We start from the raw sequence: 20,356 nt of genomic DNA on the forward strand, positions 1-20,356 counted from the left end.
TCTTATGCAAGAGCGTTATTCAAGACAAGTGTTGTTTTCTGGAATTGGTGAAATGGGACAAAGAAAAATAAGAGAAAAGCATGTGCTCCTAATCGGTGCGGGTGCGCTAGGAGCTGCGAATGCAGAAGCACTTGCTAGGATGGGAATTGGGAAATTGACAATTGCTGATCGTGACTACGTCGAATGGAGTAATTTACAGCGGCAGCAGTTATATACAGAAGAAGATGCGCAGCAGTGTAAACCAAAAGCAATTGCAGCAGCAGAACATGTAAGAAAGATTAATTCTGAAGTGGAAATTGTACCAGTTGTAACAGATGTCACAATGCGAGAAATAGAAGAGTTAACAAAAGATGTGGATCTCATATTAGATGCGACTGACAATTTCGATACGCGTCTACTTATAAATGACATTTCACAAAAAGAAAATATACCTTGGATATATGGCGGATGCATTGGGAGTTACGGTGTAACGTATACAATTCTTCCTGGGAAAACACCATGTTTTCGCTGTCTAATGGATCATCCTATGGGCGGTGCAACATGCGATACAGCCGGAATCATTCAGCCAGCTGTACAAATGGTCGTTGCTCACCAAGTTACAGAGGCGATGAAAATATTGGTGGGTGATTATGAATCATTAAGAGGGACGATGTTGTCATTTGATATTTGGAACAATCAATATCTCTCATTAAAAGTAAATAGACAGAAGAAAAGTACATGTCCTTCTTGTGGGAAATCACGAACGTATCCAAGCTTAATATTTGAAGCGCAAATGAAAACGGAAGTGTTATGCGGACGGAATACAGTTCAAATCCGTTCAGGAATAAAGAGAAATCTTAATTTAACCGAAATTCAAAAACGATTACAAAAAAGTGTACTTGTCCAAAAAACGCCTTACTTACTATCATTTCTAATTGATGAATATCGTTTCGTTTTATTTACAGACGGTAGGGCATTTATTCATGGAACAAATGATGTGAAAATAGCAAAACGATTATACGCAAAATATATAGGATGAACAGAAAGAGAGTTGCCCCTTATTAAAACGAGGTGAAAAAGAATGTTAGAAAAACGTATACCAATTCCAGTGGCAGAAGCAGTTGCACGTGTAATGGAATATGCTTACCAAGGTGAAATGGAAAAGGTTTCTCTTATAGAAAGCTACGGTAGAACACTTGGAGAAGATGTTATTGCAGATCATGATGTTCCGCATTTTGATCGCTCTCCGTACGACGGGTTTGCGATTCGAGCGGAAGATACAAAAGAAGCGAGTAGTAGTAACCCCATTCAATTTGAAGTAATTGGCGAAATTGGAGCAGGCTTTGTTTTTACAGAAGAAGTGAAAGAATTTCAAGCTGTCCGTATTATGACAGGTGCCGCAATTCCGGAAGGGTGTAATGCGGTTGTTATGTTAGAGCTAACGGAAGGATTTGAAGAAAACGAAAAGATTTATATGGTATTAAAACGCTCTTTCTCTTCTGGCGATAACATTTCTTTTAAAGGAGAAGATGTAAACCAAAATAGCATCCTTGTGAAAAAAGGGACTGTTATTAATCCTGGAGTAGCAGCGCTTCTTGCTACGTTTGGTTATAGTTCCGTACATGTTATAAAACAGCCGGTTATTGGAATTGTAACAACAGGAAGCGAACTGCTTGAAGTACATGAACAATTAAAGCTAGGGAAGATTCGAAATAGTAACTCTTATATGATTGCTGCTCAAATTGAACGAGCCGGCGGAGTTGTACAGTATTATGGGCAATTCGCTGACGATTTAGAGACGTGTTATAACACTGTAAAAAAAGCGATGAAAGAAGTCGATATTTTAATTACAACTGGTGGCGTTTCGGTAGGAGATTATGACTATTTACCTGCTATTCATAAGAGGTTACAAGCTAATGTACTTTTTAACAAAATAGCGATGCGACCAGGAAGTGTGACAACTGTAGCTGAGGTAGAAGGAAAACTACTATTTGGTTTATCTGGTAATCCTTCTGCTTGTTATGTCGGATGTGAGTTATATGTTCGACCAGTCATTGGAACATATTTGCATAGGAAAGATCCACACATTTATCGTGCAGAAGCAATTTTACAAAAAGACTTTTCGAAAGCAAATCCGTTTACTCGTTTTGTAAGAGGGAGAGTGGAATTTGTAGATGGTCAATTACAAGTTACACCAGTTGGTTTAGATAAATCTAGCGCAATTTCTTCACTTGCAGAAGCGAATGCATTTATCGTTTTGCCGGGGGGAACGAGAGGATTTGAAGCCGGAATAATCGTTTCGGTACTGTTATTAGAATCAAACGTCGGAAGTGAGTGGCCGTGGGATGAACCGCTTCGATCATATAAATAATAGAAAATAGATTGCTAACTTATACAAAGATAAGAGGTGCAAAATGACACATACGTATTATGAAGTAATTGATACACCTATTTCAATTGAGGAAGTTACAAACAAAGTAATTCGTCGTGAGTGTGGCGCAGTTACTACTTTCGTTGGTACTGTTAGAGAATTTACGAAAGGGCGTCGTACGCTACATTTAGAGTATGTAGCATATAAAACAATGGCAGAAAAACAACTTGAGAGAATTGGTACTGAAGTAGGAGAGAGGTGGTCTGGGACATTTGTCGCCATTACACATCGCATTGGTACATTACAAATTTCTGATCTTGCTGTTGTCGTCGCTGTTTCTACACCACATCGGAAAGCAGCCTATGAGGCGAACGAATATATTATGGAGCGTATAAAACAAATCGTTCCAATTTGGAAGAAAGAATTTTGGGAAGATGGTGAATCATGGGTTGGTGATCAGTTAGAGAATGTAGCATATGAGAATGGTGAGCCTGAAGAGGAGATGAGAATATGATTGAAGTACTATTATTTGCACATTTACAAGAAGAAGTAAGTAAGCCAGCATTACAAATCGATTGTGAAAATATTACAGTTGCTGAACTAAAGAAGGTACTCATTAAGAAATACAACGTAGCGATTTCAAATGAAATCATGGTGGCTATAAATGAAGAGTATGCAAATGAGAATGACATCATTCAAACTGGTGATACTGTGGCGATGATTCCGCCAGTAAGTGGTGGTTGATTCTTTTCGACCTAATCATGTTACGACGTGATTAGGCTGGAGAGAATGAATATAACTATGCATACATAGGAGGGAACAGGATGAAAAGTCCTAATTTTCAATTAAGTTTACAAACTTCTAATCTAATTATTGGTTTTATGGTATGGGTCATTTTATCATCATTAATGCCTTATATTAAAGTGGATATCCCATTAACTGCGGGGCAAATTTCTATGGTCACAGCAGTACCCGTTATTTTAGGTTCTGTTCTTCGCATTCCAATTGGTTATTGGACAAATCGTTTCGGAGCAAGAAAATTATTCTTTATTAGTTTTATTCTATTATTACTTCCTGTCTTTTATATTAGTGTTGCCAATTCTATGATGGATTTAATTATTGGTGGATTATTTGTAGGAATCGGTGGTGCTGTATTCTCTGTAGGAGTAACTTCTTTACCAAAATACTTTCCGAAAGAGAGTCATGGTTTTGTAAATGGTATTTACGGTGTCGGTAACGCCGGAACAGCAATTACTTCATTTTTAGCGCCTGTTATCGCAACTTCAGTTGGCTGGAGAACGACAGTACAATGTTATTTAGTTTTACTTGCAGCATTTGCACTTATGAACTTTTTATTAGGTGATCGTAAGGAGAAAAAGGTGAATACACCATTAATGGAACAAATGAAAGGTGTATATAAAAATGAGAAACTTTGGTTTTTATGTATCTTTTACTTTTTAACATTCGGATCATTTGTCGCATTTACAGTATACTTACCAAACTTTTTAGTATCTCACTTCGGATTAGAGAAAGTAGATGCTGGTATGCGAACTGCAGGATTCATCGTACTCGCAACAATTATGCGTCCGATTGGTGGTTGGCTCGGCGATAAGTTTAATCCATTTAAAATATTAATCTTCGTATTTATCGGTTTAACACTTTCAGGTATTATTTTATCATTCATGCCTAGTATGAACGTGTATACATTTGGTTGCTTACTAGTCGCATTTTGTGCAGGCATTGGTAATGGTACAATCTTTAAACTCGTTCCAATGTACTTCTCAGAACAAGCAGGTATTGTAAATGGACTCGTTTCAGCTTTAGGTGGACTAGGAGGGTTCTTCCCGCCCCTAATTTTAACATTACTATTCCAACTAACAGGCCATTATGCAATTGGATTTATGGCATTATCAGAAGTCGCACTTGCTTGTTTAATCATTACAGTGTGGATGTATAGTCAAGAAAAGCTGTTAGTGATGTTAAAGAATCATTAATAAGGAAAAAGAACCATCCCAAAGTATTTTGGGATGGTTCTTTTAGTAATAGGCTTCAACATGTTTTTATTGATCTCTCAATAAACGCTTATTTTCTATAAGAATGTGCTTTTAAAATGAAGATGTCAAAAGTTATTCAATTAAAGGGCAGATTAGTTAAGGAAATCTTAAATCTATTCTAAAGATCGAACTCATTTTTAGAATGCAAATATTTAATTGAATCGGGATGTTTAGATGAAAAAAATATAAGTCCACTCAAGATAAACAAGTATCAGGTGTGTTAGGTAGTTTAAGCGACAAGTATAGGATTGATGCAAGTATCCTTCGCATAGTAACTGCATTATCAGATTTTTTTAGGGCCAAATTTTTTGGTAAGGTTAATGGATATTGTGAAAAAGTATACTTAAAATAAAGAAGATAGTTTAGGTCAATAAGATAAAATTATGAATTTGTATAAATAATCCATAATTTTCTTTATGAGTTATATTTGGTATGTTAAAGAAAAGAGAGGAGAGGGGAAATGAAATAAGAATTTTTGATGCACATTTTCATATTATTGGTTTAAGTTTTCTGATTATTGAGAATTGAAGGGGTTTCCGACTAATTAAATGTGATTCATATTTAGTAAAGTGTTTAATCCAACTAAAATATATTTAGAATGAGGTTTTAAATGTTTGTTTTTATTATACTAGACGTAATATTACCAATATTAATATTAATGCTGATTGGTGCAATCTTACAAAGAAAGTTCCAATTTAACTTAAAGCAGCTTTCTACACTTATTACTTATTGCTTAATGCCAGCGGCTGTATTTGTGAATATATATGATATTAGTATAGAGACAGGTTTGTTGCTCCAAATAATATACTATTTAATGCTTTATAGTCTGAGTCTGATCATAGTAAGTCATTTCATTTCAAAAACATTAAAGTTAGAAAAAGGAGAAAGTGCAGCTCTACAAAATAGCATTTCGTTAATGAATTCCGGTAATTATGGGTTACCAGTAAGTCAATTGATTTTCAGTCACAATCCAGTGGGGGTTTCCATTCAGATTTTTATTGTGATTTTCCAGAATCTTTTAACTTATTCATATGGGATATATAACTTACTATCAGCAACAAAAACAATCGGAGGTATTATTCAATCATTTCTAAGACTGCCTGTATTTCATGCGCTCGTATTAGGGGTTCTCTTTCAATCTTTTAAAATTCAAATACCTAATTCTATCTTGCTACCTCTTAATCAGCTTGCGAATGGTTTTGTTGCAATAGCACTCATATTGCTAGGGGCGCAATTATCCAACATTAAACTTAATTTTTTCCATCGAGTCATAACATGGGCTTTAATTGGAAGGTTACTGATGGGACCATTATTAGCACTTGCTGTAATATACATACTAAACATCGATGGTATTGTTGCACAATCGTTATTTATTGCAAGTTCTTTTCCTACTTCAAGAAATACATCAACCATTGCTATGGAATATCAAATAGAGCCTGAATTACATGCACAAATCGTTTTATTTTCAACAATTTTCAGCATTATTACAGTAACTGTCGTTATTTATTTATCATATATTTTGTTTTGAATATACGTGCAAAAACGAAAAGATTTGAGGCGGTAAATGATGGACAGAAGTCCTATAGATCTGAGAAGAAAGCAGTCTTTCATATATTGGGTGTCGTTTACAATTGTACCATGTTTCAAAATCTAGTGACTTAATTCAAAAAAAGAAACTTATTAGGGTTTATTTCGTATGGAAATCTTTAAAGTATTTACATATAGACTTGCGAAAAAAAGACACAATCTCGCTTATAATTAAAGTTATATGAGCTTAGGGTGATAGCGATGGGGTGGGAGTGTCAAGTAAGAATTTTATGCATAATTGCCACTAAGGGAGATGATTAAAAGTTGAGTAAACAGAATATCAGCACAATAGTTTCAGGAGATTTGATTGTTACCCATCTAATTGGCCAGATTAATACAGAGGATGTGTATGAATGGTTTAATGATTTTGAGCAGGTTTGTCAGCAATTTATTTCTGAGGGTCGGAAATACAAATTGTTGGTGGATAGAAAAGGGTATACCCCAAATCATTTTTCTGTTCAAAAAGTATGGAAAGATAAGTTCTTCAATGAAACCATTTTGAATCATAGTAAGGCAATTGCATTTCTTCTTGAAGAAGGAGAGATACTGAAGTATTTACAACAATCCAATACAAAAGAATCCGTGGAGTTTTTTGATGATTATGAACAAGCGCTAATTTGGTTGAATGAATATCCAATATAAAAACTGAATAGAAAGAGTTGCTCGTAATGTTACACTTGTCATGAAATTTATTTGTTTACAAGTTGCAAACACCATTTATTTTCTTCATAGATTGCTTGTGAAATAAAAGAACGGAACTACAACAAAAAGAACAAACGTCCCCTAAAAAACGTTTGTCCAAAGGTAATTACTATTTTAACTAAGAAATAGATTACAATTTATGTGTACGAGAAATCTTTTTTATAAGTTTAGGCAATATAGATGTTAGTTCTTGCTTCAAACGCTTCGTAAATGATGGATCTTTACCAGAAGTTGAAATAGTGACAACATAATCATTATTTCTTATAACGCCAGGTGTGTGAAAAGATGATTCTGTACCATCACTTACAACGTTAACCCACTGGAAATCATGAGCGGCCTGTTTGACCCTCATATTTACAGCGTGTTGATTTGTAGCTGCATAAATAAGGTGAGCATCTTTAATATCATCATTACTAAAAGCTTTTTGCTTCCAAGTAATATAAGAAAGTTCCTTCATTTCCTCGCAAATTTCTGGGCTGACAACAGTGACGAAAGCGCCTGTATCTTTTAATCCAGACGCTTTTCGATATGCAATTTTACCTCCACCAATGATAACAACCACTTTATTTTGTAGATTAAACATAAGAGGGTACATGTTATACATATATGCATTCCTCCATTCGTTCTAACAATGTTAGTTTCATATATGTATCAAACTGAAGACAGTTACAAGTCGTAACATGATTGTATTTTTTTGTATGCAATTCAATTTTTTGAAGTAATAATCCGGTAAAGAGAAGGTATGGCATGACATATACATGGGACGCAGTCGATGTTATAGCCTTGAGCTCAACAGCAAAAGAGGGAGTTCCTTTCGTTAAAAAGGAACAGGATACTGGCATACCAAGTTTTCGTTCGATGGCTGCTCCGATTTGTTGTAACTCATGTATCGGTTGTGTATCACTACTGCCTCGTCCTACGAGTAAAATACTACTATTTTGCATTGGCATAGCTTCACGTATTCTTTTCACTACAAGTTCCACCATATGTGGATGTGTACTAAAAGGAGGTACAACTGAAAATGTTATTTGTGGATATTTCTTTTGTAGTTGTTCTATTTCAAAAGGAATATCACGTTTATAGTGAGCTGCTGCAAATAATAAAACAGGTACAATCATTATTTCAGTTGCGCCCTCTAGTAATGTTTCTGTAACTGCATCTGAAATGGTAGGTGTCGTTAGTTCTAGGAAAGCAATTTTTTGAATTCTTTCGTTACGTTCTTTTATAACAGATTGAACAAAATGAATGAATTGTTCATTACCTTCTTGTAGCCGGCTCCCATGCCCAACATATATAATTCCTTTCATCGCAGCACCAAATCTTTCTTCATAATCATGTTTTGTAATTGCTCATCTACATGATGAAATCCAACTTTATTCGCATAGTGTAAAGTTGGAACGTCGGTATACGAGAAAGGGAGAGTAAGGATATCGATAAAGCCAAGTCGTTTTATTTCTGATAAAAATGTATCAATTGAGGCACGCCCTTCAAACACAATGCTTCCCCATGAGAATTCAGAAAGCATACGAGAATGAACTTCATCGAAGCGATGGTCAATAGTATACGCATGAGTCATCATATAAGAACCGGCACCAATTTTTTCTTGTATAAAAGCAATTCGGTTAATATTTCGTCCTAAATAAACTGTTGTATTGGAAGAGAACTCTGCTTGTTTACTTAGTAGCCCATATTGCATAAGTTTTTCTTGAGTGGCAACGTTCATATGTTGTAGTTGCGCTTGTAAAGAACGAATATCTTTTTGGTGTTTACCACATGATTGCATCAATATTTCTACACTTTCAGCTGAACAAAAAACAAGACGATTAACGTTAAAAATTTCATTGATTTGTTCAAGTGTTAATGTGTATTCTACCTTTTTGAAAGTAGGAATTTGATATATTTCTGCACCGGCTTCTTGTAACTTTTGCTTCATTGAATTTGTTTTATTCGTTGCAGATGCAAATAAAACTTTTTTCTCATGTAATGGTTTACGTTCTTTCCAAGCGATCTGATCCCGTAAGGAAACGACATCACCAACAATTGTCATAGAAGGATTAGAAATATTTTCGTTTTTGACAATAGAAACAATGGTAGACAGTGTCCCTGTGACAACGCGCTGTTTACCAGTTGTACCCCATTCAATGACTGCTACTGGCGTATCTTCTTTTTTTTCTGCTTGTAGTAAGTTTTCACAAATTGTAGGTAAGTTTTCTATACCCATGTAGTAGGCAATTGTGTCGCTATTGTGAGATGAATTATATTTTCCATGGTCGGTTAAAGGACCTTTTGCATGTCCGGTTAATAAAGTGACGCTATTACTGTAGTCACGGTGGGTGAGGGGAATACCTGCATAGATACTAGCGGCGATGCTAGATGTAATACCTGGTACAATTTCATATGGAATATTTGCTGATGCTAAAGTCTCTGCTTCTTCACCAACACGGCCAAAAATAGATGGATCTCCGCCTTTTAAGCGGACTACGATTTTTCCTTCTTTCGCAAATTGAAGGAGGTGTGCGTTAATCATTTCTTGACGCATAGTATGATTCTTTGGCATTTTTCCGCAATAAATAAGTTCACATGTTTCTTTTGTATAATTAAGAAAGGAAGGGTTTAATAAGCGGTCATATAAGACGATATCTGCACGATTTAAGCACTCTATCGCTTTTTTTGTAATAAGCCCTTCATCACCTGGTCCTGCACCAACTAAATATACATATCCGTTCATATTCGCACCTCGTCTATTTTTATTTAAAAGGAAGCCAGGGGAGGCTTCCTTTTGTAAATTACATGTATATATAAATATCCCCGTCAATAACTTCTACTTCATACGTTTGAATACAACCATCATCAGGTTTTTGAACTTCACCTGTTAGTAGTGAAATTTTCCAATCATGTAGTGGACAAAAGACGAATTCTCCAGATACAATACCTTCCGCTAATGGCCCGTTTTTATGAGGACAACGATTTTCTACAGCTCGAATATCGCCATTTGAAAGGCGGAATAGGGCGATAGACATACCTTTCATTTGTACCTCTTTACCGATTTGAATAGGAAGGTCTTCTGCACGCATAACTTTTATTTTTTCTTTCGTTTGTATCATATAGATCACAGCTCCTTATTTCACAGTTTCTACTTCATACATCGCTTTTAATGATTTCGTTTCTAGTGCTTGTCCCCATGCTTCTTTATATGTGCCACGAGCTTTTTGGAAACGTTCATTTAACTTAGTGACCATATTTGCATCTTGCAGTATTTCCTTTATGTGATCGAAGCCTAATCGTTCTGTCCAGTAGGCAGTACGCTCTCCGTAAATACCAGTTTCACGATAATATTGCATGTAAGCTGTAGCGATGCGAAGGACATCATCTTCAGTAGGGACAATCATTACAAAATCAGCTTCGCGTACTTCCGTACCACCATTTCCGCCAATATAAAGTTGGTATCCATTTTCGACACAAACAACGCCAAAATCTTTCGTCAGTACTTCCGCACAGTTACGCGGACAGCCCGTTACACCCATCTTCATTTTATGAGGTGTATCTACCATTTCTAATGATTGTTCAAGCAACATACCAAGTCCTAATGAATCTTTCGTACCGAAACGGCAGAAACGAGAGCCAACACATGATTTTACATTACGAAGAGATTTTGAATACGCATATCCAGAAGCCATATTTAATTCAGCCCATACGTTAGGTAAATCTTGTTTCTTAACACCGTATAAGCCAATTCGGCTCGCACCTGTAATTTTCACAAGTGGAACATCGTACTTTTTCGCAACTTCAGCAATTTTCATTAAATCATCTGCTGTTGTAACGCCTCCGTACATACGTGGAATAACAGAGAAGGTACCATCGTGCTGGATGTTACCATTCATTCTTTCATTCACGAAACGGGATGATTTATCATCTTCATATTCTTCTGGAATCGCCATACGTAAATAGTAGTTTAAAGCAGGACGACATTTCGAACATCCATCTTCATGTACAAAACCAAGAACGTTTCGTACTTCTTTTGGAGATTTTAAACCTTTCTCATGAATGGCCGCTACGACTTCATCACGTGATAAAGGTGTACATCCGCACATACCGGTAGACTGCGCAGAAGCATCAAAAGCATCTCCAAGTGTATGAGATAAAACTTGTTCTACAAGCGGACGACATTTACCACAAGACCCTGCGGCTTTCGTACAGCCTTTAACTTCTTCAAAAGTCTTTAACTCTTGTTCTAAAATGGCGTGAACGATTGTGCCTTTCGTAACACCATTACATCCGCAAATTGTGTCATCCGCACTCATAGTAGCAACGTCAAGTTCACATTCTTCACCAGCTTTGTGAAGAAGAGAAGCGGCTGTATATTCTTGTATATCTTCTTCTTTCTTTAACATGCTAAAGAGGCGTGTTCCGTCAGCTGTGTCACCATATAAAACGATACCGATTACGTTATTGTCACGAATTAATACTTTTTTATAGGAACGTTTACATTCATCAAAGATTGATATTGCTTTCGTTTGAGCATCTTCATAAATTTGACCAGCAGAGAATAAATCACAACCTGCAACTTTTAATTGCGTACCGACGATACTGCCCGAATATCCATCAGTTTGTAAATTTGTTATATGTTTTGCTAATATCGCACCTTGTTCATAAAGAGGAGCAACAAGTCCATATGCGATACCGTCATGCTCTGCACATTCTCCAACTGCATAAATGGACTCATCATTTGTTAGCATATAGTCATTGACTACAATACCGCGATTTACAATTAAACCAGCATCTTTTGCTATTTGCGTATTTGGGCGTATTCCGACAGCCATTACGACTAAATCACAATCTACAACTTCACCGTCTTCAAATTGAATGCCCTCAACATGGTCTGTACCAAGAATTTTTACAGTTTTCTTTTCCGTTAAAAACTTCATGCCTTGTGCTTCTAAATCTTCACGCAGAAGAGCAGCTGCTTTCGTATCTAGTTGTTGCTCCATTAAGCTAGGCATTAAATGAACAACATGTACGTCCATTCCTAAATCAATTAGACCTCTTGCGGCTTCTAAACCGAGTAATCCGCCACCAATAACAACGGCCTTTTTCTTTTCTTTAGCGGTATCTATCATAAATTGTGTATCTTCAATAGTTCGAAATCCTGTTACACCAGAAAGTGCGGAACCTTCAACAGGTAAAATAAAAGCACTAGAACCTGTTGCGATAATGAGCTTGTCGTATGTAAGAGTACGCTTCTTTTCTGTAATAATAATTTTTTCTTCTCGGTTAATACTTTGAACTCTTTCATTCGTATACAAAGTTATTTCGTTTTCTTCATACCAACTGTATTCATTCATAATGATATCTTGCATATTTGTTTTGCCTTGTAAAACATGAGAGAGCATAATGCGGTTGTAGTTTGGATGCGGTTCATCTCCAAAAATAGTAATCTCATATGAATCACTATCATGTTTTAAGATTTCTTCCATACAGCGAATGCCAGCCATACCATTTCCGATCATAACTAAACGTTTTTTCATTTTCGTTTCCCCTTTTTATGTGAAATATTGAACAAAGGATTATATTTTTATTATAGAAAATATAATAAGGGGGAGATGTGATATTTATCACATCTTTATAATGATTCACAAATTGTTAAAATTCGGTTTTATGTGAAGGGGATGTGAATATTTTTCGCGAAACGAAAAAGCAGGCCATAAGTATTTACACTCATGTCCTGCACTTGATTTATGCTTTCGTAATGGCACGCGGAAATAAAATATTATTTTCTAAATGAATATGCTCAAATAAATCAGACTCTAGCGCTTCGAGGCGTTGGTAAACAAGTCGATAAGTACCGCAAGCACCTTCTGGAGGAGTAAAGTCATTTGTCACTTTACGAAGTTCTTTTATAATATTTCCAGCATGATTGTGCTCATTTTCTAGTTCATTTACTACTTTACGTAACTTAGCATAGTTTTCATTAGTTGGATTTTGTTCAAATTCTAAAATTAATGGAAAATCTTCCATTTCTTCTTTAATTAAATGCTGTTCTAATTCCATTCTAAGTTCATGAAATAGCTTATGAATTTGAGCAAAATGAGGCTGACTTGCCCCATGAACACGTAATACTTTTGTCACATATGGACTTAACTGTGGTAATTCTTCATTTAAATAGCGGTGATGCTTATTTATGACATAATCAATCAATTCACGATAAGAAGCATTTTTCCAATCAATTTCCGATTCATTTAATCGTTTCGTATTATGATAAAGCGTATTTAACTCTGTAAGCACTTCAGTAGCTGATAAATTTCTTTCATGAATTGCATCAATAAGTGGCTTATTACCGCCACAACAAAAATCTATTCTATATGATTTAAAAAGATCACTAGCTTTCGGAAATTGTGTAACAATCTCACCAACAATTGAAGTTTCAGTAAATGTATGTTCCATATGAATGCCTCCATAAAATTTTAATGTAATATCTGAATTAAGAATAGCGATAAATTAAAATCTATGTAGTGATTGAAATCACTTATTCTGTGTCGTTTTTGAGAATAATAAGAAGAATGTTATTAAAATAAGGGGGAAAGTAATAAGTGGTAATATTTTACGTTAATAAAAAAGAAGCTTAGTAAAAGCTTCTTTTTTATTACTATTTTTCACATGCAATTCCATCGCCATCACGATCAAGATGAGAGCTATAACCTGGTTGCCCTTTATGTAAAGGAGCTTTCCCAGCTGCTCTAACTGCAGCACAATTTTTGTAGTATGCACTATCAGTATTACCATTAGCTGGTTGTGTTTGAGCTTGCTGTGCTTTTTGTTCTTCTTGTTGTTTACGAGCTTGTTCATCAGCCTGACGTTTTTGTTCTTCTTGTTGTTTACGAGCTTGTTCATCAGCCTGACGTTTTTGTTCTTCTTGTTGTTTACGAGCTTGTTCATCAGCCTGACGTTTTTGTTCTTCTTGTTGTTTGCGAGCTTGTTCATCAGCCTGACGTTTTTCATCCTCTTGCTTACGAGCTTGTTCATCAGCCTGACGTTTTTCATCCTCTTGCTTACGAGCTTGTTCATCAGCCTGACGTTTTTCATCCTCTTGCTTACGAGCTTGTTCTTCGGCTAGACGCTTCTCATCTTCTTGCTTTTGAGTTTTTTCGTCCGCCTCTTTCTTTTCTAGCTCTTTTTTCTGTTCGCTATCTTTTGGCTCTTCATTATTAGAGGCAACTTTTGTACTAGTTGCTGTCGTTTTTTCAGAAGAAGGAGCTGAAATACCTAATAACGCAACAAAAATGACAAATAATACAGCTGTAATAATAAATTGTTTTTTCGCTACACCTGTTTTCTTAATAACAGATAAGATTGCTAGAACAAGGAAGAATATAAATAGAATGAAACTTAAAGTAGAAAAAAACTCGACGACGGGGTGTTCCGATTTTGTTGTACCGGCCGTTATTAATATAATAGAAATCATAAAAAGAATAACGGTAGGACGTCCATATTGTTTTGCTTTTCCATTTTTCTTAAAGAATGAAATGATACATAAGATTAAAAGAATAAAAGCAATAAAAAATAAAGCTGCACCAATATTACTTAAAATCGACATTTTCATACCTCCATTTGTAAGATTCTTCTTATTGATTATATAGGAATTTATTGGATATTACACGTTTTGTATAAATTTAGAAAATTAATATTTTTAATAGACTCATAAACATTTATTTTATATATAAGGAAAAATGGATATATTTCCTATTACTTTTTGAAAGAGATTTCATAAATTATAGTATATCGATTGAAAGGAGGAGATTTGAATGGAATTTCAATTGTTGGTAACTTGTATATTACAAGAAGGTAATGCTTACTTTTTAGTAACGAAGGTAGATGATGTTATTACGTTAAAAGTACCGATTACTGCGGGAGTAGCAGGTTTATTTTTAGCTTTAGGTGTACCAAGATGTTCTTAATTTAAATCTATAGTAGAAGAGGAAGGGACATGCCTTCCTCTTCTACTATTACATAATATAATTATGTAAACTTAAATATCATATTTGTGATAGCACGTTTGAAATGGACATGCATATACTATAATGTTTCATTGGATGTTAGCGGTGAAAGGTAGTTTTAATAAGTGCATCCAGTGATATTTTTAAGCTATGAAAATAAAAGAGGTGCTATTATATATGAAAAGAAAAACATTGGATATTCCAGTTACATTGCGAAGAGAGTGGTTTTTAATAGAGTTAGCTCATTTAACGAAAAAATATGGAATTGAAATTGCAACTAGTAAAATGGATGCTGCACCGTTTTTAAGAGATCAAGTTACGGAGTCAAAGATAGGGAAAGGGCTACAATACGATAAATATGATGATGAGTATATAATTGAAAATTAAAGGGTAACAACAAAATTAAATTAATTTATAACAAAATATAAAATAAAGCAGATTCTAAATATAGAATCTGCTTTATTATGAAATACTTGTAGTCAACTAGCCTCTTTCTAGTGTTTTTCCTACATATTTCTCTTGCGTTATTCCAAAAGAGTCACGAAGAATGCGAGCATAATCTTTAGATTCTATTGGTCGTTTATTTTTGGTGCCTTTAAAGGTTTCTGTATAATTTTTATTTGTTAATGATATGTGACCATAAGTAGTTAATTTACAAGTGATAGCTCCTTTATTAAAAGGAGATTCTTTATGCTCTACAATCACTTTTTGAATGTTATTCACTTTTTTCTCATCTATTGGATCTACAGTGAAAGCATAGCCTATTTTCCATTCGTTTGAAGGTTCAGATTGTAAGAAACTTGTAGATTCCCCGTTAGCTCCTTTTCTCATTTCTAAAATATGCGTACCTTTTCGAGTATTTCGCTTACGAATTCGATATTCTCCTGTTTGAGAGGAGATGACTTCTCCGTTAAAAGGGACTGGATGTAAAGGGAGATGAGATGCAAAACCTGCATCCACAACATAATCTTTATCCTCATGACTTAATATGATAATGACATGACCATCATCGGGTTTCCATTTATTATCGTAAAGATCATAAACAGTACCGGCTACTTTGTATACTTGAAACCCACAATCAATTAAAAAATAATACAATAGGGAGTTTAATTCATAACAAAGTCCACCTCGTTTTTGAATAAGTAACTTTTCTATTAAGTTATCTTTTGAGATATTTTTAATAGTACCAGCCATAATATCAAGATTTTCATAGGGGAGAATCATTCCCATCTTCAAGAGAATTTCATCTAAATCATCAAATGTTATTTCTTTTGCAGGAATTTCTAAGCGTTTAAAAAACTCCTTTTGTAATTTGGTCATCATAAAGTATTCTCCTTTCTTTTTACAGAATTTTCTTCTGCTCACCGATAGGTTAGTACTTCTAAAAAGTTAATTCAAGTGTGCGGAAATTATCATAATATATGTTTCTGGAAATATGATTTTCTATTCGGAAATTTCAGTTTAATTTTTAATCGTAGGAAAGTCTTATAATACAAGCTCCTTTAAAATTAGTTTGTATTTAATGAAAAGAAAGTACATATCTTTATTATATTTTTAAATAACTAACTAGTAATAAAATGTTTTTTTACTAAAATTTTTTCAAGATTTGTATGCTTTATATAAACAATAATGATTTAAAAAATATCTGGGTGTAGCGAAGTTAACAATTATTGAGAAACTTTTTTGTCGTATTCTATCAAAAGGAAGAGGTAGAAACAAAGAGAATAACGAGAGTTAAGGAAGAGGGTATACAACTAGTAACCTTCTAAAAATAGGGCTAACATCTTTTAAAAATAAAAGATTAGCTATTATTAAGGAAGGGAAAATATAAAATATTATAAAGAACACCTTCTTTCAAAAAAATAGGGGGAGTAATATGCGACTGATGAGAAGATGTGTGGCCTTACTAATTGTATTTTTTATCATGGCTCCAACGATTAGCACAAATGTACAGGCAGAAGTTGTAAAAGAGCTTGGAAAGGGGTTTCCTGATACAGAAGTATTCACACCTGGAGAATGGTTTTTAGGCCAAAAACCTGCTAATTATGATGAGAATAAACCGCCAATTCTCTTTGTACAAGGAAGAAATGGTAATGCTGATAGTTGGTATGGAAAGACAGTATATCATGATATAAATGATATGTATGATTATGCTTTAAAAGCAGGCTATCAAACAGTGTTTATACAATTGTATGATGCTGCAGGGAAAGGTTCGGCTAGTCAGTGGGATAACGGAAAATTGTTAGCACAAAAACTTGAAGAAATATATAATTATTTCGGTAAAAAAGTTAATATTGTAGCGCATAGTAAAGGTGGTATTGATACACAAGCCGCATTAGTTGAATATGGTGCGAATCGATTTGTTGGAAATGTTATTACACTTGCTACACCGCATCACGGCTCAAATTTAGCAGATTTGTCATATAGTTGGTGGGCAGGTTGGCTTGCTTCTATATTAGGTCAAAAAGATGATGGTACGTATTCGTTACAAATAGGTGAAATGGCAAAGTTTCGTTCAATAATAGATAACAACCCAGCAGCTAAATTAAACCGTTACTATACGGCTACTGGAACTAGCTGGGGGCCAACATTTTCTGCATTATCTATGGGCGGGTTATATTTATCATCGTACGGTTCAAATGATGGACTAGTAAATGAATGGAGTGCGAAGCTATCGTACGGTACACATTTATTTACAGATTCCAGATTTGATCATGACAATATAAGAAAAGGATCAGCTGTTTTTGTACGAATTGAACCATATTTACGTACGACAAATGTGGGATTACCAGCTTTAGTAGCATCCAGCACTAGTTCAAATGAAGATCTAGAACAATTAAATACAACTTCAAATCAAAATATTTTAGGAGGCGAATTACCACAAAATCAGTGGATAGAGCAAAGTATTTCTGTTGATAAAAAGGCTGAAGGAATAGTTTCTGTACTAACTGCTTCTTCTGATGTAGAAGTACAAATGGTATCTCCAAAAGGAAAAATCTATGCAAATAAAGATAGCGCTATAACTACTGGTGAAGGCGAATCTTTCTTTAATGGGGCGACAATTAGAACATTTAAGTTTGATAAATTGGAAGTAGGCGAATGGAAAATCAAAATGATGGCGAAGCAGTCGAAAGATGCATATTTAGTTGTAAGCGATTACAAGGATGACGCACCATTTGTTCTTCGAATGCCTACAAAAGTTAAAGTAAATAAACCTGAGTATAAACTGAAAAAATCACCTGTGGCACCTGAAATGAAAGGGGATCTTTCCATAACAGTAAGAGTCGTTAATAAAGAAGGTAAGTTAGTCTCTGAATTTAATGAATTACAAAATGTTAATACGAATACATTTACAGGTGCTTTGAAAGATATAAAACAACCGGGAGTATATAACGTTACGATGGATATAAAAGGGATGAATAAAGAAGGAAAACCATATAATCGTACGATTGTTAAGTCGGTTTATGTAGAGAAATAAGGAAGAATAAATAAGTATAATAAAAAAGTGCAGAAATCTTGTGTTAGAAAGAATTCTGCACTTGTTTATGTGGGGAGAGATAATAAAAGTTGAAAAAACTGTTATTCAATAAAAAAAGATGCTGAAATAGCATCTGAATGTGAAGAAATAATTTTAACTTAGTTTTGTAACTGTTAATTCAACTGAATTTATACCATTGTCACAAGTTACAATACTTTGACGATTAAAACCACTATTATTTCTAAGTTGAAGAGTTGAATTAGCAGGCACTGTAACAATCGTTTCGCCAACGAGTTGAAGACATTCGTTATTTGATGAAGTATTCATTTGAATAGCGAAGTCACCTTGACTATTAGCAAGTGGATTGTTATTTAAAAATATAGTTATGACTGGGATATGTGGAAATACAGGATTTAAAGTAGTATTAATACTGGAAATGAACGAAACTCTATAATCACCAGCTTGTCTAAAGTGTATAGTAGTAGGATTTAGTAAGGAAACACCTCCTGCTAAAGGTCCAACGTGATTAAATGGAAAAGGATCTCCAAAAGGAACAGTTATAAATTCAGTTTGCCAAAAAGTTCCGTATGCAGGACAGCTTCGTTTATGTGAATGGTCACATGAACATTTTTTATTTGAACTGGAAGAAGATTTGCATGAGCATTTTTTATACGAGTTTGAAGAATGATAGTATGAACCCAAAATATTACCTCCTATTCTTAATAAATTTAAACCACATAGTAGTTTATGAAGATGAATCACAATTGGCGTGTATGCTTGTACTATAAAAGGAAATAGATTTGGAATATAAAGTGGTCAAATGATGAAGTGTAGTATTTGGGTATTACCTGTAACACCTTTTGAAGATGATAAGGTTTATAATTTGATAGAAAAATAAATGGAATTTCTAAATAGATTGAAGTAACGAGGAAACGTTTATCCCGCTATTTTCCGAGCAGTAAGACTCCCATCTCAAAATTCAGCGAAAGCAAAGAAGTTAGGTGGGGGATGAATTAAACCCCCACTCATTAAAATTTCACTTTACTATATTTATTTAGTCTGACAAAACAGAAATATTACCTTTAGCTGTATGGATGTTATCATTTGGTGAAGTTATAATATTTAGCTATATTTATATTAGGTTATTCAGTTTATTTTTTATTTGCGTAGATGAGCAGGAAAAAGTCAGAAAATATAGAATAATATACATATGAAGCATCGTTTGTTTTTGGTGTGAATAGTAATTAAAGATACGCTAAAATATTTAAAATTGTAACGAAAGAGAGATTAAATAATAGAGGGAGCAACTTACATGGAAAATATATTAAAGGTATCTTCAAAATCAAGCCCAAATTCAGTCGCAGGTGCAATAGCAGGAGTACTAAGAACAAGTGGTAATGTGGAAATTCAAGCGATTGGGGCTGGAGCTATAAATCAAGCGATTAAAGCAATTGCGATTGCAAGAGGGTTCGTCGCTCCAAGTGGTATTGACTTAGCTTTTGTTCCAGCGTTTCAAGAGATTTCTATCAATAATGAAGAAAGAACAGCGATTAAATTAATTGTAGGCCCTAGAAAGAAAAGGTCTTAGTAGAAGAGAGCGTTACTATAAGGGAAAAAGGCCAATAGACTTCCCAGGTTAGATACGCTATTTTATGTAACCGATCCTTGGGTGCGGACACGGCATTATACCGGACTCATGTCTGTTAATTTCTCCTTAAATTTAGCGCGTGTTCTAGATACTTAAAAATGCCAAATCCTTTGTGATATAAGGGATTTGGCATTTTTGATGTTTTTAAAAATAAACAACCTTAAAACTGCTCATTTAGAAGATTTAGTTTTAGTAGCGGCCATTGAACGTTTTTATGATAGTTTACCTGATAAATGGTCTTTCTAATTCTTGCAGCTATAGACTGTTCGTGTTGGTATCTATTCAAGTCAATTTTATTACGCTCCATAACCTTTGTTTTAATTTGATTCAGTGTTCCTGCTCCATCTAGTTCGGTTAATATTGCTATAATTTCATCTAGCCATGAAGTGCTGTTGGACATACATATACCTCCTAATAAAACATGTGTACTTATTTTTATTTTAATCTTTTAAATTTATATATTCATATATTGATTCAACAAAATTAGCAAAATATAAATCTATTGATAATATTATTAAAGCGTTGAATGAGAGCTTTATTCTTTCT

The 20,356-nt window shown here is 34.4% G+C and carries 21 protein-coding genes and 1 pseudogene; 12 read left to right on the forward strand and 10 right to left on the reverse strand.

Annotated elements, in window-relative coordinates:
* The first annotated feature begins 4 nt into the window (after positions 1 to 4).
* From AC22L0_RS06700 to AC22L0_RS06735, 8 genes and pseudogenes are all read left to right on the forward strand, one after another.
* Positions 5 to 1,018: a molybdopterin-synthase adenylyltransferase MoeB gene (locus AC22L0_RS06700; protein ID WP_087967928.1), complete on the forward strand. Its 1,014-nt coding sequence runs from the start codon at positions 5 to 7 to the stop codon at positions 1,016 to 1,018.
* A gap of 42 nt (positions 1,019 to 1,060) precedes the next feature.
* Positions 1,061 to 2,350 (forward strand): molybdopterin molybdotransferase MoeA, encoded by a 1,290-nt coding sequence (locus AC22L0_RS06705; protein ID WP_087967926.1) that lies wholly within the window; start codon positions 1,061 to 1,063, stop codon positions 2,348 to 2,350.
* Positions 2,351 to 2,393: 43 nt separating this feature from the next.
* Positions 2,394 to 2,864: a molybdenum cofactor biosynthesis protein MoaE gene (locus AC22L0_RS06710; RefSeq protein WP_487272176.1), complete on the forward strand. Its 471-nt coding sequence runs from the start codon at positions 2,394 to 2,396 to the stop codon at positions 2,862 to 2,864.
* Entirely contained in the window at positions 2,861 to 3,094 is a 234-nt protein-coding gene (moaD, locus tag AC22L0_RS06715; protein ID WP_000573682.1) for a molybdopterin converting factor subunit 1, read from the forward strand. The genes AC22L0_RS06710 and moaD overlap by 4 nt, the downstream gene beginning before the upstream one ends.
* 80 nt (positions 3,095 to 3,174) lie before the next feature.
* Positions 3,175 to 4,344 (forward strand): nitrate transporter NarK, encoded by a 1,170-nt coding sequence (gene narK / locus AC22L0_RS06720; RefSeq protein WP_487272177.1) that lies wholly within the window; start codon positions 3,175 to 3,177, stop codon positions 4,342 to 4,344.
* A 238-nt stretch (positions 4,345 to 4,582) separates the two neighbouring features.
* Positions 4,583 to 4,711, forward strand: a pseudogene (locus AC22L0_RS06725) (PspC domain-containing protein); the annotation flags it as partial.
* Positions 4,712 to 5,014: 303 nt separating this feature from the next.
* Complete coding sequence (locus AC22L0_RS06730; protein ID WP_087967924.1) at positions 5,015 to 5,932, forward strand: AEC family transporter; 918 nt, start codon at positions 5,015 to 5,017, stop codon at positions 5,930 to 5,932.
* 323 nt (positions 5,933 to 6,255) lie between these two features.
* Positions 6,256 to 6,633: an STAS/SEC14 domain-containing protein gene (locus AC22L0_RS06735; RefSeq protein ID WP_000043362.1), complete on the forward strand. Its 378-nt coding sequence runs from the start codon at positions 6,256 to 6,258 to the stop codon at positions 6,631 to 6,633.
* Between the two features lie 190 nt (positions 6,634 to 6,823).
* Here AC22L0_RS06735 and AC22L0_RS06740 read toward each other — a convergent pair whose 3' ends face one another.
* From AC22L0_RS06740 to tolA, 7 genes are all read right to left on the reverse strand, one after another.
* Complete coding sequence (locus tag AC22L0_RS06740) at positions 6,824 to 7,297, reverse strand: precorrin-2 dehydrogenase (protein WP_087967923.1); 474 nt, start codon at positions 7,295 to 7,297, stop codon at positions 6,824 to 6,826.
* Positions 7,290 to 8,000 (reverse strand): sirohydrochlorin chelatase, encoded by a 711-nt coding sequence (locus AC22L0_RS06745; protein WP_087967922.1) that lies wholly within the window; start codon positions 7,998 to 8,000, stop codon positions 7,290 to 7,292. Before AC22L0_RS06745 ends, AC22L0_RS06740 begins: the two co-directional genes overlap by 8 nt.
* Positions 7,997 to 9,421, reverse strand: coding sequence for a uroporphyrin-III C-methyltransferase (locus tag AC22L0_RS06750; protein ID WP_087967920.1), 1,425 nt, complete (start codon positions 9,419 to 9,421; stop codon positions 7,997 to 7,999). The genes AC22L0_RS06745 and AC22L0_RS06750 overlap by 4 nt, the downstream gene beginning before the upstream one ends.
* Before the next feature lie 58 nt (positions 9,422 to 9,479).
* On the reverse strand, positions 9,480 to 9,797 hold the full coding sequence (gene nirD / locus AC22L0_RS06755; protein ID WP_000616692.1) for a nitrite reductase small subunit NirD: 318 nt from the start codon (positions 9,795 to 9,797) through the stop codon (positions 9,480 to 9,482).
* Between the two features lie 15 nt (positions 9,798 to 9,812).
* Positions 9,813 to 12,218: an NADPH-nitrite reductase large subunit gene (nirB, locus tag AC22L0_RS06760; RefSeq protein ID WP_087967918.1), complete on the reverse strand. Its 2,406-nt coding sequence runs from the start codon at positions 12,216 to 12,218 to the stop codon at positions 9,813 to 9,815.
* 208 nt (positions 12,219 to 12,426) lie between these two features.
* Entirely contained in the window at positions 12,427 to 13,134 is a 708-nt protein-coding gene (gene ric, locus AC22L0_RS06765; RefSeq protein WP_061654572.1) for an iron-sulfur cluster repair di-iron protein, read from the reverse strand.
* A gap of 202 nt (positions 13,135 to 13,336) precedes the next feature.
* Positions 13,337 to 14,284, reverse strand: a complete 948-nt coding sequence (gene tolA, locus AC22L0_RS06770) for a cell envelope integrity protein TolA (protein WP_276180292.1) — start codon at positions 14,282 to 14,284, stop codon at positions 13,337 to 13,339.
* Between the two features lie 208 nt (positions 14,285 to 14,492).
* Here tolA and exsG point away from each other — a divergent pair, with 208 nt between their 5' ends.
* Positions 14,493 to 14,645 carry an exosporium protein ExsG gene (gene exsG, locus AC22L0_RS06775; protein ID WP_000395679.1) on the forward strand — a complete coding sequence of 51 codons (153 nt, stop codon included), beginning with the start codon at positions 14,493 to 14,495 and terminating at the stop codon, positions 14,643 to 14,645.
* A 216-nt stretch (positions 14,646 to 14,861) separates the two neighbouring features.
* Positions 14,862 to 15,071 carry a hypothetical protein gene (locus tag AC22L0_RS06780; RefSeq protein WP_000824207.1) on the forward strand — a complete coding sequence of 70 codons (210 nt, stop codon included), beginning with the start codon at positions 14,862 to 14,864 and terminating at the stop codon, positions 15,069 to 15,071.
* Positions 15,072 to 15,167: 96 nt separating this feature from the next.
* Here AC22L0_RS06780 and AC22L0_RS06785 read toward each other — a convergent pair whose 3' ends face one another.
* A complete protein-coding gene (locus AC22L0_RS06785; RefSeq protein ID WP_087967915.1) occupies positions 15,168 to 16,007 on the reverse strand; it encodes an arylamine N-acetyltransferase family protein in 840 nt (279 codons plus the stop codon).
* A gap of 553 nt (positions 16,008 to 16,560) precedes the next feature.
* On the opposite strand from AC22L0_RS06785, the gene AC22L0_RS06790 reads away from it, so the two are divergent.
* Positions 16,561 to 18,162, forward strand: coding sequence for a lipase family alpha/beta hydrolase (locus AC22L0_RS06790; RefSeq protein ID WP_087967913.1), 1,602 nt, complete (start codon positions 16,561 to 16,563; stop codon positions 18,160 to 18,162).
* A gap of 153 nt (positions 18,163 to 18,315) precedes the next feature.
* Here AC22L0_RS06790 and AC22L0_RS06795 read toward each other — a convergent pair whose 3' ends face one another.
* On the reverse strand, positions 18,316 to 18,864 hold the full coding sequence (locus tag AC22L0_RS06795; RefSeq protein WP_000536153.1) for a hypothetical protein: 549 nt from the start codon (positions 18,862 to 18,864) through the stop codon (positions 18,316 to 18,318).
* 610 nt (positions 18,865 to 19,474) lie between these two features.
* Between AC22L0_RS06795 and AC22L0_RS06800 the strand changes: the two genes are divergently transcribed.
* The gene (locus AC22L0_RS06800) at positions 19,475 to 19,750 is read left to right on the forward strand and encodes a stage V sporulation protein S (RefSeq protein ID WP_000427801.1); all 276 of its coding nucleotides are present in this window, start codon (positions 19,475 to 19,477) and stop codon (positions 19,748 to 19,750) included.
* A 220-nt stretch (positions 19,751 to 19,970) separates the two neighbouring features.
* On the opposite strand, the gene AC22L0_RS06805 is transcribed toward AC22L0_RS06800, so the two are convergent.
* Positions 19,971 to 20,210 carry a hypothetical protein gene (locus AC22L0_RS06805; protein WP_000071988.1) on the reverse strand — a complete coding sequence of 80 codons (240 nt, stop codon included), beginning with the start codon at positions 20,208 to 20,210 and terminating at the stop codon, positions 19,971 to 19,973.
* Positions 20,211 to 20,356 lie beyond the last annotated feature (146 nt).

The sequence above is a fragment of the Bacillus sp. LQ01 genome, from assembly GCF_057624735.1.